The 16,587-nt window shown below is 66.4% G+C and carries 12 protein-coding genes; 7 read left to right on the top strand and 5 right to left on the bottom strand.

Translation table 11 applies throughout. The annotated features are described in order from the left end of the window. Nucleotides 1-8: 8 nt before the first annotated feature. On the top strand, nucleotides 9-1,283 hold the full coding sequence (locus tag ACIBL3_RS41170; protein ID WP_396359427.1) for an NAD(P)/FAD-dependent oxidoreductase: 1,275 nt from the start codon (nucleotides 9-11) through the stop codon (nucleotides 1,281-1,283). A 61-nt stretch (nucleotides 1,284-1,344) separates the two neighbouring features. Here the strand turns inward: ACIBL3_RS41170 and ACIBL3_RS41165 are convergent, their stop codons facing one another. The 3 genes from ACIBL3_RS41165 to ACIBL3_RS41155 form a co-directional block, all read right to left on the bottom strand. Next, nucleotides 1,345-2,574, bottom strand: a complete 1,230-nt coding sequence (locus tag ACIBL3_RS41165; protein ID WP_396359426.1) for an alpha/beta hydrolase fold domain-containing protein — start codon at nucleotides 2,572-2,574, stop codon at nucleotides 1,345-1,347. A gap of 340 nt (nucleotides 2,575-2,914) precedes the next feature. Then, nucleotides 2,915-3,118 (bottom strand): hypothetical protein, encoded by a 204-nt coding sequence (locus ACIBL3_RS41160; RefSeq protein ID WP_396359425.1) that lies wholly within the window; start codon nucleotides 3,116-3,118, stop codon nucleotides 2,915-2,917. A gap of 98 nt (nucleotides 3,119-3,216) precedes the next feature. Beyond that, nucleotides 3,217-6,594, bottom strand: a complete 3,378-nt coding sequence (locus ACIBL3_RS41155) for a pyruvate carboxylase (RefSeq protein ID WP_396359424.1) — start codon at nucleotides 6,592-6,594, stop codon at nucleotides 3,217-3,219. A gap of 168 nt (nucleotides 6,595-6,762) precedes the next feature. Here ACIBL3_RS41155 and ACIBL3_RS41150 point away from each other — a divergent pair, with 168 nt between their 5' ends. Further along, complete coding sequence (locus ACIBL3_RS41150) at nucleotides 6,763-8,904, top strand: P-loop NTPase fold protein (protein WP_396359423.1); 2,142 nt, start codon at nucleotides 6,763-6,765, stop codon at nucleotides 8,902-8,904. 274 nt (nucleotides 8,905-9,178) lie between these two features. Beyond that, nucleotides 9,179-9,298 carry a hypothetical protein gene (locus ACIBL3_RS41145; RefSeq protein WP_396359422.1) on the top strand — a complete coding sequence of 40 codons (120 nt, stop codon included), beginning with the start codon at nucleotides 9,179-9,181 and terminating at the stop codon, nucleotides 9,296-9,298. Here ACIBL3_RS41145 and ACIBL3_RS41140 read toward each other — a convergent pair. Further along, complete coding sequence (locus ACIBL3_RS41140) at nucleotides 9,261-9,980, bottom strand: TetR/AcrR family transcriptional regulator (RefSeq protein ID WP_396359421.1); 720 nt, start codon at nucleotides 9,978-9,980, stop codon at nucleotides 9,261-9,263. The two genes, ACIBL3_RS41145 and ACIBL3_RS41140, sit on opposite strands and share 38 nt — an antisense overlap. A gap of 142 nt (nucleotides 9,981-10,122) precedes the next feature. Here ACIBL3_RS41140 and ACIBL3_RS41135 point away from each other — a divergent pair, with 142 nt between their 5' ends. From ACIBL3_RS41135 to uidA, 4 genes are read left to right on the top strand one after another with little or no spacing between them, the layout of a single operon-like run. Continuing rightward, complete coding sequence (locus ACIBL3_RS41135) at nucleotides 10,123-11,409, top strand: sugar ABC transporter substrate-binding protein (protein ID WP_396359420.1); 1,287 nt, start codon at nucleotides 10,123-10,125, stop codon at nucleotides 11,407-11,409. A 2-nt stretch (nucleotides 11,410-11,411) separates the two neighbouring features. After that, the gene (locus ACIBL3_RS41130; protein WP_396359419.1) at nucleotides 11,412-12,290 is read left to right on the top strand and encodes a carbohydrate ABC transporter permease; all 879 of its coding nucleotides are present in this window, start codon (nucleotides 11,412-11,414) and stop codon (nucleotides 12,288-12,290) included. A gap of 1 nt (nucleotide 12,291) precedes the next feature. After that, nucleotides 12,292-13,167 (top strand): carbohydrate ABC transporter permease, encoded by an 876-nt coding sequence (locus tag ACIBL3_RS41125; protein ID WP_396359418.1) that lies wholly within the window; start codon nucleotides 12,292-12,294, stop codon nucleotides 13,165-13,167. Nucleotides 13,168-13,180: 13 nt separating this feature from the next. Continuing rightward, the gene (gene uidA / locus ACIBL3_RS41120; RefSeq protein ID WP_396359417.1) at nucleotides 13,181-14,968 is read left to right on the top strand and encodes a beta-glucuronidase; all 1,788 of its coding nucleotides are present in this window, start codon (nucleotides 13,181-13,183) and stop codon (nucleotides 14,966-14,968) included. Between the two features lie 60 nt (nucleotides 14,969-15,028). Here the strand turns inward: uidA and ACIBL3_RS41115 are convergent, their stop codons facing one another. Continuing rightward, nucleotides 15,029-16,576: a DUF5597 domain-containing protein gene (locus ACIBL3_RS41115; protein ID WP_396359484.1), complete on the bottom strand. Its 1,548-nt coding sequence runs from the start codon at nucleotides 16,574-16,576 to the stop codon at nucleotides 15,029-15,031. Nucleotides 16,577-16,587: the final 11 nt, after the last annotated feature.

Raw genomic sequence — 16,587 nt, 5'->3', positions numbered from 1 at the left:
GAGTTCTGGTGAAAATCGTTGTTGTCGGTGCCGGCGTGGTCGGGCTCGCCTGCGGGTACGAACTGCTTCAAGACGGTCACGACGTGGTCGTACTCGACAGTTCGTCGGCCGGGCAAAAGGCCTCGCACGGAAACGCGGCCAAGATCGCGATCGCCGAATCCGGGCCGGTTCCCGCCCCCGGCATGGTGATCCAGGGCCTGAAGTGGATGCTGCGCGCAGACAGCCCGCTGTACGTCAAGCCATCTCTGTCGCCGCCGTTCCTCCGCTTCCTGCTGGCGATGGCGCGCAACTGCACCGAAGAACAGTTTCGAGCGGGCCTCACGGTCAACCTGGGCCTGGCGCAGCGGGCAAATGCCGTGTTCGACGAATGGCAGAGCGCCGGCCTGGACTTCGAGATGCACCAGCGCGGGGTGCTCCTCGCCTACGAGAACCCCACCCACTTCGAGAACCGCCTGGGTTATCAGGGTCTCTTCGACTCGTACGGATCACACGTCGAGGTACTCGACCAGCAAGGTGTGCACGAAGTAGAGCCGGCGCTGTCCGACCGGATCAACCACGGCCTGTTCTATCCACAGGACCGGCAGATCGAGCCGGATTCCCTCACGGCTGCCCTGGTCGCGCACATCACCAAACTCGGCGGGCTCGTCCGTGAGCACGCTCGCGTCGCTGCCTTCGAGCCGAGCTCGACAGGTGTGCGCGCCGTGCGCCTCGATGACGGATCCACCTACTCCTGCGACGGCCTGGTGCTGACCGCCGGCGTATGGACCGCGTCATTGGCTGAGCAATTGGGTGTGAGGCTTCCGATCCGGCCAGGTAAGGGATACAGCGTCGATTACACCCCGGCCCCGATCCAGCTGCGCACGTCGTTGACCCTCGAAGACGCACATGTCGCGGTCACTCCGCTGAACGGCATGATCCGCGTCGCCGGCACGATGGAATTCTCGGGGTACGACGAGTCGATCAACACGGCGCGAGTCCACGCAATCGAACGCGCCGCCGCACGGTACTTCCGCGACTGGAACTCGAACTCACCGCACCAGACCCCATGGGCAGGCTTACGCCCGATGACCCCCGATGGTTTGCCGATCATCGGCCCGCTGTCCCACGATGCCAACGTCTGGGTCGCGAGCGGCCACGCGATGCTCGGCCTGACCCTCGCACCCACCACCGGCCGCGCCATCCGTCACCTCATCCGCGGCGAGGCGTCCGATCCGGAGCTCAGCGCCGACCGCTTCCGCCCCCGCTCACGGAGGCATGCGGGCGTTCGCGCCGCTGCCGTATAGGACTGCGGCCGATACCGCGCGGCCCGTAGGCGCTGCTGCGCCCACGGGCCGGGGGGGCGGCTCACACCTGGACGGCCTTCGGTTGGCCAGCCAGGCGGGTGGCAAGGAATCCGCTGACTACCTCGCGCTGCTCCGCGCAGCGCGCAACCGCGAGCGAAAGCCAGAAGACCCCATGCGCAAGTCCGGGGCTGCGAACCAGCGTGGTGTCCACACCGGCCGCCTTCAGCCGCTCGGCGAACACTTCCGCCTCATCGCGCAGCGTGTCGAACTCGTTGGTGACAAGGAGCGTCGGTGGCAGACCTGCGAGACCGGACAGTTCGACCCGGTCCAGCGCCAGACGTGGGTCGGTCACGTCAGTCTCGCTCGCCGCGTATTGCTCACCGAGCCAGGCGACGTCGTCGAACTCGATGACGTAACCACGGGCGTAGTCCCGGCGGGACGGGGTGTCGATCGCAAGGCCGATCAGCGGGTAGATGAGGGCAAGGGCAGAAATCGGAATCGCGGCGGCCGAGGCGGCAAGCGCGGTCGCGGCAGCCAGGTTGCCGCCAGCCGAGTCACCGATGAGCGCAATCCGGTCCGGGTCGCCGCCGTGCTCGGCGATGTTCTCGCGAACCCATTGCAGGATGGCCAACGCGTCATCGTGGGCGGCTGGGAAGCGGTGCTCCGGTGCGCGCCGATAGGTGCCGGAGACAACGACAGCACCCGTGCGGCAGGCTAGGTCACGCGCTACCTCGTCGACGACCGCGAGGCTGCCGAGGACGAAGCCACCACCGTGCAGGTGCACCACGACGGGAAGGTTCGTGTCGAGGCTCGGCCGGTAGATACGCAGGCGCTGCTCAGGGTCCGGCCCGTAGGCGTGCTCCGAGTGGTGGGCGATCTCGGCGGCCGGTGTCTGCATTTCGACGAAGGATTCGACGACACCTCGGCCAGCGTCGACGCCGACCGCACGGAAGCCGGGGAAACCCTGCTCGGCCAGCGTCTGGGCAACGAACATCACTGCTGGGTCGAGAGCCGGGGAGGGAATCGACGCCTCGAGATCGGCCGACGTAGCGGCGAAATGGAAGCCGCGATAGTCGTTCTGCTGGACGTTGAGGTCGGCGGCGGCGTCGTCGGGGCGTAGCTCGGTGAGCCAGGTCATGGACGGCTGCTCGGCCAACTTCCCTCCCGCGCTTTCTATGACGGAATACCCGACCATCTTGTCACCTGTGGTGTCGATCACATGCCGGAATTCTAGGACGCGCATTTGTTGCGGTCTCTGCTTCGCCCTGCGCACTTGGCGCAGTTCACCCATCCTGAACTGGACGGCGCGCCCAAGTAGCTGCCGATGTTGCGCTGCCGCGCCGACCGGCTTGTCTTGCCGGCCAGCTCTGAATCGCCTCTTGGCTGCCAAAATGGGTTCTGGCCGTCATGTCCCACCTGGGGCAGCGCACGCTGAGCGCTATCGACCCGCCGCGGAGTGTCGGCGCTCAGAACGCGAGTGCCACGACCAGACCGTGCAGTCCCCCGCGCGAGCAGAAGTTCTCCGACGCCGTCTTCCAGTCCGTCCCCGAACGCATCACCTGACCGCTGCCCTCCCGGGATCAAACCGGACCTGGAAACCATCTGCTGACGGGGCTCAGGCTGAGGCTGCCTCAGTGCGCAGTCAGGTCGAGGAACCTGTCGGCGGCCGCTCGTAAGGCCCCCGCAGCCGCCTCATGGCCAGCGATGGATGCGGGGCGATGCGACCAGTACGGGACCGCCGCCGCGGCGTCTGCGGCCCGGTCGTCCTCGATCCGCGCGAGCTCCAGCAACTCTCTGCGGATCATCGCAGCAACGGCTCGCGGCACGGTATTCATGGCAACTCCAGGTCAGGCGAGGCCCACTCGTCCTCGATCGCCTCGAAACCAGGAGAACGCATCGAGCCGTCCCCCTCTGTCGCACTTTGAGACTCGCTTCAGCTGACGACGAGGATGAGGTCGTTTCCTTCGACCTGGGCGACGTCGTTGACGGCCAGGCGTTCGACGGTGCCCGCGACGGGTGTGGTGATGGATGCTTCCATCTTCATGGCTTCGATGGTTGCGATGGACTGTCCGGCTTCGACGGTGTCGCCCCGGGCGACCAGCACGGTGACGACGCCGGCGAACGGCGCTGGGACGTGTCCTGGGCGGGCCGGGTCGGCTTTCTCCGAGACCGGTGCGGTGGACGAGACGGCCTTGTCGCGCACGGATACCGGGCGGAGTTGCCCGTTCAGTGTGCACATGACGTTCCGGAAGCCGCGCTCGTCCGGATCACCGATGGCTTCGAGGGCGATGAAGACACGCTTGCCCGGTTCGAGATCGATCGCCCGTTCCTCGCCGGCCCGCAGGCCGTACAGATAGTCGTTCGTCGGCAGCACCGACAGGTCGCCGTAGTTCCGGGTGGTCTCGAGGAAGTCGCGGGTGGGGCCAGGGAACAGCAGGCGGTTCAGTGTGCCCCGTCGGTCGTTGGCCAGGCCATCGAGATCCTCCGGCGTCAGAGATGTCTCGCGCGGCTTGGCAGGACGACCGCTGATGGCCTTGCTCCGGAACGGTTCGGGCCAGCCGCCCGGCGGGGTCCCGAGCTCGCCTTGCAGGAATCCGATGACGGAGTCTGGTACGTCGTACTTCTGCGGCTGCTCGGCGAAGTCCTCGGGACTGGCGCCCACGGCAACAAGGTGCAGCGCCAGATCGCCGACGACCTTGCTGGACGGAGTGACCTTGACGATGTTGCCGAGGATGTCGTTGGCGGCGGCGTAGGTGTCCTCGATCTGTTCGAACCTCTCCCCCAGCCCGAGGGCGATGGCCTGCTGACGAAGGTTCGACAGTTGGCCGCCGGGGATCTCGTGCCGATAGACGCGCCCCGTCGGCGAGGCCAGACCCGATTCGAACGGCGCGTACAGCCGCCGTACCGCTTCCCAATACGGCTCGAGGGCCTGAACCGCGTCGAGGTCGAGCGCAGTCTCCCGTGCCGCGAACCGGGTCGCGGCGACCAGAGCAGTCAGCGACGGCTGACTCGTCGTACCGGACATCGGCGCGCTCGCTGCATCCACAGCATCGACGCCGGCGTCAATGGCTGCGAGGAGTGTGGCGAGTTGCCCACCGGCCGTGTCGTGAGTGTGCAGATGCACCGGGAGGTCGAAGCGCTCCCGGAGAGCTGACACCAGCGTGCGAGCTGCCGGGGCACGCAGCAGTCCGGCCATGTCCTTGATCGCCAGAACATGTGCGCCTGCGTCGACGATGCGCTCGGCCAAGCGGAGGTAGTAGTCCAGGGAGTACAGGCGCTCCCCCGGGTCGGACAGGTCGCCGGTGTAGCACACCGCCACCTCGGCAACCGCGGTGCCGGTCCCGCGTACGGCGGCGATCGCCGGACGCATCTGCTCGACGTCGTTGAGCGCGTCGAAGATGCGGAACACATCGATACCGGTCGCGGCGGCCTCGGCGACGAACGCGTCGGTGACCTCGACCGGGTACGGCGTGTATCCGACGGTGTTGCGGCCGCGTAGCAGCATCTGAATGCACAGGTTCGGCATGGCCGTACGCAACGCGGCCAGCCGTTCCCACGGATCCTCAGACAGGAACCGCAACGCCACGTCGTACGTCGCGCCGCCCCACGCCTCGACCGACCACAGCTGCGGCATCATGCGAGCGACGTGCCCGGCGACGGCCACCAGGTCCTTAGTGCGAACGCGGGTCGCGAGGAGTGACTGGTGAGCGTCGCGGAATGTCGTGTCGGTCACCGCGACAATGTTGTGCTCGCGCAGCGCCCGCGCGAAGCCTTCCGGCCCGAGCTTCTTGAGCAGGTCGCGGCTGCCTTCCGCGGGCGCGGAGTCCGGATCGATCTCAGGCAGCTTGGTCCCGGGCTCGATCTCGACCCGCCGCTCGCCGTACGGACGATTGACCGTCACGTCAGCGAGATACGTGAGTAGCTTCGTACCGCGGTCGGCGGAAGACACCGCGCTCAGCAGCTCGGGGTGCTGGTCGATGAACGAGGTGCTGACGCCACCACGCTGGAAGTCGGCGTCGGCCAGGATGGCCTGCAGGAACGGGATGTTCGTCGACACGCCACGGATGCGGAACTCAGCCACCGCTCGCTGTGCGCGATGCAATGCCGTCGGCAGATCGCGGCCGCGACAGGTGAGCTTGGTCAGCATCGAGTCGAAGTGCGGATTGATCTGTGCGCCGGTGTACGCCGTGCCGCCGTCCAGGCGTACCCCGGCCCCGCCAGGAGCGCGGTACGTCGTGATCCGCCCGGTGTCCGGGCGGAACCCGTTCACCGGATCCTCGGTGGTGATCCGGCACTGCAACGCCGCACCGTGCACGCGGATCGACTCCTGCGACAGGCCGAGGTCGGCCAGCGTGGCGCCGGCCGCGATGCGAAGCTGGGACTGCACCAGGTCGACGTCGGTGACCTCTTCGGTGACCGTGTGCTCGACCTGGATGCGCGGGTTCATCTCGATGAAGACGTGATTGCCCGCCGGATCGACGAGGAACTCCACCGTGCCCGCGTTGACATAGCCGATCGACCTGGCGAACTTCACGGCGTCGGAGCAGATCCGTTCGCGCAGCGACGGTTCGAGGTTCGGAGCCGGAGCCATCTCGACGACCTTCTGGTGGCGGCGCTGCACCGAGCAGTCCCGCTCGTAGAGATGGATCACGTTGCCGGCCTGGTCAGCGAGAATCTGTACCTCGATGTGCCGGGGATCCTGCACACCCTGTTCGAGGAACACCTCTCGATCACCGAACGCGGACTCGGCCTCCCGCATCGCGGCCTCGACTGCCGGACGGAGCTCCGCAGCGGCGTCGACCCGGCGGATCCCCCGGCCGCCACCACCGGCGACCGCCTTGACGAACACCGGAAAGCCGACGTCAGCCGACGCAGCGACGATCTCGTCGACGTCGCCGCTCGGCGCGCTGGAGCGCAGCGTCGGTACTCCCGCGGCCTGGGCCACCGCGACCGCCCGCGCCTTGTTGCTTGCCAACCGCAACACCTCGGCCGGCGGACCCACGAACGTCACGCCCGCCTGCTCGCACGCCTCGGCGAGCAACGGGTTCTCCGAGAGGAAGCCGTACCCGGGATAGACCGCGTCCGCACCGGCGGCCACCGCAGCAGCGACGATGCCGGCCGGATCCAGGTACGCCCGGACGGGATGTCCTTCCGCGCCGATCTGGTACGCCTCGTCAGCCTTCAAGCGGTGCTCGGAGTTGCGATCCTCGTACGGGAAGACGGCGGCCGTCCGCACACCGAGCTCAACCGCCGCACGAAACGCCCGAATCGCAATCTCGCCGCGATTCGCAACGAGCACCTTCTCGAACATGAGCCCACCCCTGCCACTGGTCTCCTACAACCGTGCGCTGAGCACATCACTCGAAGGCGGATCCCGTCACCCCCGGGTCTCACCATGCGTGCGGTGACAAAGGTCTCTCCCGCGCAGTCTGCGAATACCATCCAAGGCACGACTTCGACGAGACGTACGGGAGAACAGATGATCGACGGGGGCGACGACCCGATCGACGGGTCGGAGCAGGCGCCGGATCTGCTGGGGCGTGGTCACTTTGCTCAAACGGTGGTGGAGGCGCTGTCGGCTGTCCGGCGCCAACGACGTTCAAGTGTGTTGGGACTTGTCGGTCCATGGGGCTGCGGCAAGTCGAGTGTCATCAACCTTGTCCGGGAACAGCTACGTCGTGATGAGGCCGGGTGGCGGCTAGGGACGTTCACCCCTTGGCTTTACTCGGATCTCGAGACGCTGCAACTTGGATTCTTCGACGAGTTGCGCGACGCACTGCCGGACGACCATCAGTGGAATCTGACGCGGGAACGAATCGCGAAGCTGGCGCTCGCCGTCAGTCCAGCGGCCAACGTCCAAGGGGTCGACGCCAGTGGTCTGGTCCGGGCAGGTGCCGCGAAGTGGGGCGGTTTGAGCGCGGATGCGATCAAACGCAAGGCAGAGGCGGCTCTGGAGAAGTCCGGCGTACCGATCCTGATGGTTCTCGACGACATCGACCGCCTCACCCCAGCCGAACTGCTACTGGTCTTCAAACTGATCCGTGTGGCCGGCCGGCTGCCGAACGTCTACTACCTGATCGCGTACGACGAACAGACCGTCCTCGACCTACTGGCAAACACCGACCTCATCGACCACGACCGCAGCACCCGCCGAGCACGCGACTATCTTGAGAAGATCGTCCAGATCCGCCTCGACATCCCACCGCTACGCGCCCAGGACGGCTCGGAGCTGCTCAATCGGGAACTGGCTCGATTTCTCCTAAAACAGCACCTCGAGGGCAGAGTCGATCTGGTCGAGCGGTTCACCTCGGTCTACTACGAGTCGCTTGTCGATCGGCTGAACACGCCACGCTCGATTCGCCGCTACGTCTCGCAACTGGAGGCGCTGTATGGGCGGCTCGCACCCGAGGTAGATCTCGCAGACTTCATGCTGCTCACCTGGCTGCGCATCGCCGAACCTGCGGCGTACAAGCTGGTCCAGCGCCATCGCGCGGAACTGACTGGCACGATCCCAAACAGGCACGAGCTCGCCGACTACACTCCCAACGACGATGCGAGTAGTGCCGTGTCTCGCTGGAAGGGCCGTTTGGGCAAGGCCGGGCTTCCGGACCACGACCACCGCGCGGTGCTAAGCGTTCTCGGCCAGCTCTTTCCGCGGATCGGCCTCGCGCTCCGAGGCGCATCACACCCCATGGACGACTCGACTCTGGCGTTCGTACATCAGCGCAAGGGAGTCGCGCACGTCGACTTCTTCGACCGGTACTTCGCCATCGGCATCCCACCCGACGATCTCGCAGACGCCGAAGTCAGCACCGCTGTCGACGATCTCGCCGAGGGACTGGAGCTCAACGGAACCGTCAGAGCCGCCCTACAGCACGACACTGCACGAGTTCTCCGGAAGTTCGACACTGCCCGGTCGCGTGAAACCTTCCCCGCGATCCCACTGGTGTCGTTCCTGGTGGACCTCTACCCGGCACTACCTCAGCGATCCGACGCAATCCTGAGTGAACGGGAATCGATCCGCGCGTTCATAGACAGGACACTGCCGGAAGCGATGGCCAAGGCGACCGGGGATGAAGCCGATCGTCTCGTCGCGACCATGAGCGCCAGCGAGACAGGTCTGATGCTGCTCACGAGTGCGGCAACGGTCATGCCGGGGACAGCGGAGCCATGGTTCAAGGCACGCAGTTCCACGATCTTCGCAGCTGTCGCTTCACGGATTGCGGAAGCGACAGCACCGGGTGCGGTCAGCGATCTCCTCTGGCCGTCCTTCTGGGCTTGGCAGCTTGTCGACGAGCCAGCCGCCTCGGAGTCGGTCCGTTGCCAGGTCGGATCGGGACGATGGGCGCTGTACGACACCGCCGCCTGCCTCTTCGCGACTATCTGGCCGGCGGCAAATGCCAACGATCTGCCCGATCCGCGGCTGATTCGCATCGGTCAGATTCTCGGATTCGAGAATCTGAACGAATTCCTCGGCGCCCTCGGTGCCGCCAGCGACGGCGACGACGGAACAGCAGATCTGGATCTTCGCCGCTCCGAGCTCTTCGCCGCCGCCTTCCAAGCAGCCACGACAACGCTGGCACAGAGCCCCGACGAGGAGGCCCAAGCTGCCCACAAGTGATCGCGGCCGAGTGAGCTCCTCGACGGCAACTGGAAAGGGCCGATGACGCTGTTCGGCAAATCCGCCACGAGGACCGCTACCGGATCTCTTCTCCGCACCACGCCATCACGTACAACCGGGCCCTCCCCCGGCGGATCCAAACTCGAAGTCCTCGAGGGCTCGCTCGAACCAGGCGCCGCCACGTCGGACGTCCGCGGACGCACCCGTCCGAGGATGCGTAGTCGTCCTGGCCGGCCGGCTCACCGTCGGGGTCGGCGACCAGACCCACGTCCTCATGGTCGGCGACAACTGCGCCTTCGACTCCACCATCCCCCACCGCTACCGCAACGACGGCACAAACGGCACCCGTTTCCTCCTCAGCGTGACGCCACCGAGCTACTGGACGGACCGGTAGAGGTCCGCTTCGAAGCGGTAGGCGTCGTCTCGGTGGACTGTTGTACTGGACGAGATCGGCGTACCGGCTCCTGATGCGAGGCCAAGAGGTCATTGAGTGCGGCTGTCATCGATGCGACGAGGTCTCGGCGGGGGTCGATGAGCCACTGGAGTTGGAGGCCGTCCCAGAGGGCGACGAGGGATTCTGCGATGCCGTGTGGGTCGCGAGGGTTCGTGATGCGGCCTGCTTGCTGGTCTCGGTCGATCGCTGTAGTCAGCATGTCGATGGTCAGCTCGTACCGGCGTCGGAACCACTCGTGTGCCGGGTGGTCGGAGGCTGAGGATTCCGCTGCCATCAGGGCGAGCAATCTGAGCATCTCCGGCCGGTCGAGGTTGCGGCGTACGTATTGCAGAACAGCGTGAGCCACACCCTCGTCCTGACTGTCGTCCTGAAACGACTCGGCATGCGCGGAGTCGGCGTTCTCGAGGACCGCGACGAGGAGCTCGCTCTTGCTCGGGAAGTGATGGACGACCGCGGTCAGGCTCATGCCGAACTGCTTCGCGATCTCCCGCAGGGACCCGCCACGGTAGCCGCGCGCCGAGAACACCGAGGTCGCGGACTCGACGATCTCCACCCGCCGGCGCGCGCTCTTGGCGTACGGCCCGCGCCGGGCGCCCGGCCGCGTCGCTGTCTCGTCGCTCATGTCACCCACCCTAAGCGCTCGGGAATTCCTCCATGCGAAAGTATGGCACTTGTTCTGTTTTCGCGGTACGGTCCTGCTCAACCACCCACGACGTACGGACGAAGCGGCGACGCTTCGGCCCCGGGCGAGAGGACCGGCCTGGATGTTCACCTCACGCGTTGCGAAGACACTTGCCGGTGGCCTGGCCGCCGCGCTGTTGCTGGCCGGCTGCGGCCGCTCCAACACCCCGGCCGCGGAGGCGGCGGCCGGCAATCCGATCGACACCAAGCCCGCGAGCGGCACCATCACCGTCTGGGCGATGGGCACCGAGGGCGAGCTCCTGCCCAAGCTCGCCGCCCAGTTCAGCAAGGACAACCCCGACGCGAAGATCGTGGTGACCGCGGTTCCATGGCAGGACTACGCCAAGAAGGTCCAGACGGCGATCGCCTCCGGGGACACACCTGACGCCACGATGGTGGGAGCCGTCGACCTGGCCGGGTTCGCGTCCACAGGCGGGCTCGAGAAGGTGCCATCGGGGCTTGTCGACGCGGGCGTCTTCTACGACGGCGCGGCCGAGAGCACCAAGTTCGAGGGCGCGCAGTTCGGTGTGCCGTGGTACGTCGAGACGCGTTCCCTGTTCTATCGCAAGGATCTGGCGCAGGCGGCCGGTGTCTCCGCGCCGAAGACCTGGGACGAGTACGGCCCGTTCCTGACCGCACTCCAGCAGCACGGCGCCAAGTGGGGCCTGTCCCTGCCCACCGGCGCGGCGTCGACCTGGCAGGGCGTCGTGCCGTTCCTGTGGCAGGCCGGAGCCGAGCTCACCAGCGCGGACGGCAAGAAGTTCACCTTCGACACCCCCGAGGCCCGCAAGGGGCTTGCGTTCTACCAGAACTTCATCACCTCGAAGATGTCCAGCCCCGACGGCCCGGTCAGCCTGGGCGAAATCGAGCCGCAGTTCGTCGCCGGCTCGACCGCCGCCCTGATCTCGGGGCCGTGGGAAGAGGGCCTGCTGAAGTCGGCGGGTGGCGAAGCGTTCGTCAAGGACAAGGTGGGCATCGCCCCGCTGCCGGCCGGACCCAAGTCGAACGCGAGCTACATCGGTGGCGGGCAGTGGTCGGTGTTCAAGGACGCCAAGAACCGCGACGGCGCCTGGAAGTTCATCCGCTGGCTTGCCACTCCCGAAATCCAGAAGGCCTGGTACGGCATTTCCGGCGACCTGCCCGCAGTCCAGTCGGCGTGGAGCGAGGGGAAGCTCGCGACCGACCCGACGATGGCGGTCTTCCGTGAGCAACTGAAGACAGCACAGTCCGGGCCCAATACCACCACCTGGCGCCAGGTCACCGCGGTCCTTGATGCCGAGTTCGAGAAGGTCGCCAAGGGCGTCTCGTCACCCGAAGCCGCACTGCAGGAGATCCAGCGGCGGGCGTCCACCATCGGAACAGGACAGTAGTGATGACCGGACGGGTACGGCGTACCGCGATCGCGTGGGCCTTCTGCGGGCCCTTCATCGCACTGTTCGCCACCTTCGGCCTCTGGCCAGTCCTCTCGTCGCTGTCGATGAGCGTCACCGACATCACCGCGCGCGACATCCGGACGCCGTTCAGCGTCAACTTCGTCGGCCTCGCGCACTACACCGCGTTGTTCACCGACCCGACGTTCCTGCGCGCCGCCGCCAACACGCTGTACTTCGTTGCCGTCGGCATTCCATTGACGATGATCATCGCCTTGGCCATCGCCGTTGCCCTCAACTCCGGGATCCGGCGCGCGAAAGGCTTCTTCCGGGTCGGGTACTTCGCACCGGTGGTGACCAGCGTGGTGGCGATCGCGGTCGTGTGGAGGTACCTCTACGAGCCCGACGGCATGATCAACTCGATCCTCGGTGTCGTCGGGATCCACGGTCCGGACTGGTTGAACGACCCGAAGTCGGCGATGCCGGCGCTCATCATCATGGCAGTGTGGCGGCACTTCGGCATCCCGATGGTGATCTTCCTGGCCGGCCTGCAGTCGATCCCGGCCGACCTGCTCGAAGCGGCCCGGGTCGACGGCGCCACCCGATGGCAGTCCTTCCGCAGCATCACGCTGCCACTTCTCAGACCGACGACACTGGTGGTCGCCGTACTGCTGAGCATCGGCTACCTGCAGTTCTTCGAGGAACCGTTCGTGATGACCAGCGGTGGTCCGCTCGGCAGCACGACGTCGATCAGCTACTACGCGTACGAGCAGTTCGGCTTCGGCAACTACGGCATGGCGTCGGCCGCGTCGTACGTGCTGGTCGCGGCGATCGGCCTGCTCAGCTTCGTCCAGTTCCGCATCTTCCGAGCGAGGGCATGACATGACCGCCACGACCGCGAGCACGTTCGCGACCGCGACCGGCCTCAGGACGGCCCGGCGCGTCCGGCCGGCGCAGATCCTGCTGTACGGCGCCCTCGTGCTGGGCCTGGTCGCGACGTTGGCCCCGTTCGCCTGGATGTTCCTGGGATCGATCAAGCCGACCGGTGAGATCGTCGCGAACCCGAGCGTCTGGCTCCCCCGCTCCCCGACGCTCGGCAACTTCGGGCAACTGCTGTCCAAGCAGAACTTCGCCCTCTACTTCTTCAACAGCAGCGTGGTCGCGGTGGCCTGCGTGCTGGGGAACCTGCTCTTCAGCTCGATGGCGGGCTACGCCTTCGCGAAGCTGGAGTTCGCCGGGAAGCGGCTCCTGTTCGGCCTCGTCCTCACGATGCTGATCATCCCCGGCGTGACCACGTTCGTACCGTTGTTCGTCCTGGTCAGCAACCTGGGACTGAGCAACTCCTACCTCGGTCTGATCCTGCCGTTCATCGTGACACCGCTCGGCGTGTTCCTGATGCGGCAGTTCATCAACGACATCCCCGACTCGCTTGTCGAGGCAGCCCGCCTCGACGGTGCCGGTGACGCGCGCATCTTCCTGCGGGTGATCGTTCCGCTCTGCCGGCCGCCGCTCGCCACCTTGGCGATCCTGACCTTCCTTGCTCAATGGAACAACTTCCTCTGGCCGCTGGTGATCGCCCAGACCGAAGACCACTACACCCTGCCGGTCGCACTCGCGCTCTTCTCGGTCGGCGCCAACGGCACCAACTACGGCCTGCTACTCGCCGGCGCCGTCACCGTCGTCACCCCGATCGTGCTGCTCTTCCTCGCCCTGCAACGACAGTTCATCCAGGGCATCGCCAACACCGGCCTGAAATAAGGAGATCCAACGAATGCTGCGCCCCCAGGACGGACCTACCCGCGAACGACGCTCCCTCGCCGGTCTCTGGCAGTTCAGGCTCGACGCGGAAGGTATCGGCCGAACCGAACGCTGGTGGCGCTCACCGCTGACGAAGGCCGTGGACATCCCCGTACCGGCCAGCTACAACGACATCTACCCCGACGCGACAGTCCGCGACCACGTCGGCGACGCCTGGTACCAGACGAACGTGTGGGCGCCGACCCGATGGACGGAGCAGCGCGTCGTACTCCGCCTCGACGCAGCGACCCACCGCGCGACCGTCTGGGTCAACGACACCCAAGTCGCTGAACACGAAGGCGGCTACACACCCTTCGAGGCCGACATCACTCCCCACCTGCGCGCGGGAGCCGAGAACCGCATCACCGTTGTGGTCAGCAACGAACTGAGCTGGACGACGATCCCACCAGGAACGATCGAGGACCGCCCGAACGGCCGGCGGGTGCAGCGCTACCTGCACGACTTCTTCAACTACTCGGGCCTGCACCGACCGGTCTGGCTCTACACCACACCTCGGGTTCACATCACCGACATCGCGGTAACCACCACGTTCGACGACACCACGGGGATCGTCGACTACCGGATCGACACCAGCGACAAGCCGGGGCACGTCCACGTCGTACTCCGCGACGCCGCCGGCGACGAGGTGGCCACGGCCGACGGCGCGAGCGGCACGCTGCGCGTACCCGACGTACATCCCTGGGCACCGGGTGACGGCTACCTCTACGAACTCGACGCCACCCTGCTCGACACGTCCGGCGAAGTCGTCGACACCTACCGGCAGCCTGTCGGCATACGTACCGTCGAGGTACGCGACAGGCAGTTCCTCATCAACGGAAATCCCTTCTATTTCAAGGGATTCGGCAAGCACGAAGACGCCGCCATCCGCGGCAAAGGGCACGACGACGCGATCATGGTGCACGACTTCGCGCTGCTCGACTGGATCGGCGCGAACTCGTTCCGTACGACGCACTACCCGTTCGCCGAGGACGTGCTCGACTACGCCGATCGGCACGGCATCGTCGTCATCGGCGAGGCCGCGGCCGTCGGCCTCAACCTCAACATCGGCGGCGGAGTCTTCGCCTCGGGCCGGCGCATCCCTACTTTCGCCCCCGACAAAGTCAGCTCCGAGACCCAGCACACCCACCGGCAGGCGATCCGGGAACTGATTGCCCGCGACAAGAACCACCCGAGCGTCGTGCTGTGGTCCATCGCCAACGAACCAGACGACGTACCGCCCCAAGCCCGCGACTACTTCGCCCCACTCGCCGCCGAAACCCGCCGCCTCGACCCCACCCGCCCAGTGGCCTACGCCAACGCCCTCCTCGGCCCACCCGACGAGTGCGCCATGGCCGACCTGTTCGACGTCATCATGCTCAACCGCTACTACGGCTGGTACTTCGGCCCCGGCGACCTCGAATCGGCCGAAACCTCCCTGGAAGCCGAACTCCGCCAGTGGGCAGACCTCCACCACAAGCCCATCATCATCACCGAGTACGGCGCCGACACCTACCCCGGCCTCCGCAGCCTCGTCCCCAGCCCATGGACCGAGGAATTCCAGACCGCGATCCTCGACGTCTACCACCGCGTCTTCGACCGCGTCGACGCCGTCGTCGGCGAACACGTCTGGTCCTTCGCCGACTTCGCCACCGCCCCCGGCGTCTTCCGTGTCGACGGCAACAAGAAAGGCATCTTCACCCGGGACCGCCGACCCAAATCCGCCGCCTTCCACCTCCGCAACCGCTGGCGCAAGGGCGAGTGAACTCCGCCAGGCCGGCCTCCCAACCGGCCCGGGGCCGGCCTGGCCGCGACGATGTTCTGGTCAGAAGCGGTACAGGTCGAAGCGGATCATGCCGGACAGGTCCTGGAGTCTCGGGATGCGGAGTGGCTCGGGTTCGGAGCCGTAGGCCGGGAAGCGCCCGAGGCTTCCGGACGCCGTCTCGTCTCCGTTCAGGCGTCGGCCTGGAGTCACCTGCTGGCCGTTCCACAGGAGTTCCTGTGCGGAGCGGATGCCGACCTTGCCGTGTGCCGCCGCGAAGCTGACGGTAAAGCCTCGGCCGAGGATCAGGAGCTGTCCAGGTGCTTGCTCGATCACCATGCCGTACGCCGGAGCATGGTCCTCCTCGACAGTCAGAACGTAGTCGTCGAACTCGAGCTGAGCCGATGGGCCGGCATCGTCGAGAAGCCAGCCTCGGCGTCGCGCACCGGGCTGCTCGCGCAACAGTTGATGGGCCGCTCGGAGCATTGCGTTCGCGTCGGCGAGCCGGCCGTAGTCAGATGATTCCGGCGACAGCGAATCTGCTCCGAACGGCGACACGCCCGCAGCCCCGAACTCGCCGACCGCGAGGAACATCTGCGCCACGCCGTCCGCCGTACGGTGCATCTCCGGGATGAACAGCCCCGCGGATGCCTGCGCATAGCGCTCGCAGACAGCTCGGAAGTCCCCGAAGTAGAAATCCGGGCAGAGCAGGTCGATGCTGGGGGCGAGCTCTCTCCAGACAGGAGCGACTCGGATGACCGGGCCTCCGCTGGGGTAGTCCCCAGGAATCCGCCCGCCGGCCACCGCGGTCGGTCCCGGGCTCACGGTGCTCCCGTCGAGCCATGCGTTCGCCAGCAACGGCACCTCTAGTTCAGCTCGACCGGCGGCCGCCACGCGTTCGACGTACGTCGCGTATGCGCACGCCATGAGGAGTTCGTCCGCGTTCTCGCTGTCTCCGAACACCTCCACCCATGTTCCCGAGGGCCTCGAGCCCTGCGCGACCCAGTCGGAGTGGACTGGCATCTCAGGATGGCCTGACACCGTCGCGACAACGCTCACGGGGACCTGCGCGGCGAACACATTGTTCGCCAGCTGACTGTGATCCCTCGAGCCACCGAGCAGACCGACTTCGTTCTCGACCTGCACCATGAGCACGGTTTGCTGCGAATCAACGCGCGCCAGATACGCCATGAACTCGGCGAACGCTCGGCTGTCCGCGGCCAGGATCTCGTCTCCGAAGGGTGACAGGTGCTCGATCGGTCCCCCGTCGACCGCTACCCGCGGAAATCGCGCAATGTCCTCCTTGACCCATCTGGGCGCGTAACTCGACATCCCGTTCTTGTACGCACCGAACCACAGCGGCACCACGCGGAGCTTGTGCGCTCGCGCAGCGGAGAGGATGCTGTCGACCTGAGCGAAGTCGAACTTTCCTTCGTCGGGTTCGACGAGCTCCCAGGTGACCGGAACAAGAACCGTGTTCGCGCCGAGCTCCGCGACAGTGCGAAAGGACGCGTCGATTGCGGCGGCACTTCCGGAGCTCGAATTGTGCACCTCTGTCCCGACGATGAGGTAAGGCAAACCATCGACCAGAAGGTTCCCGTCCCGGAACACAGGACCGTCGA

Source organism: Kribbella sp. NPDC050124 (assembly GCF_044460355.1).
Taxonomy (GTDB): Bacteria; Actinomycetota; Actinomycetes; order Propionibacteriales; family Kribbellaceae; genus Kribbella.
This window is presented reverse-complemented; position numbering and strand designations above follow the sequence as displayed.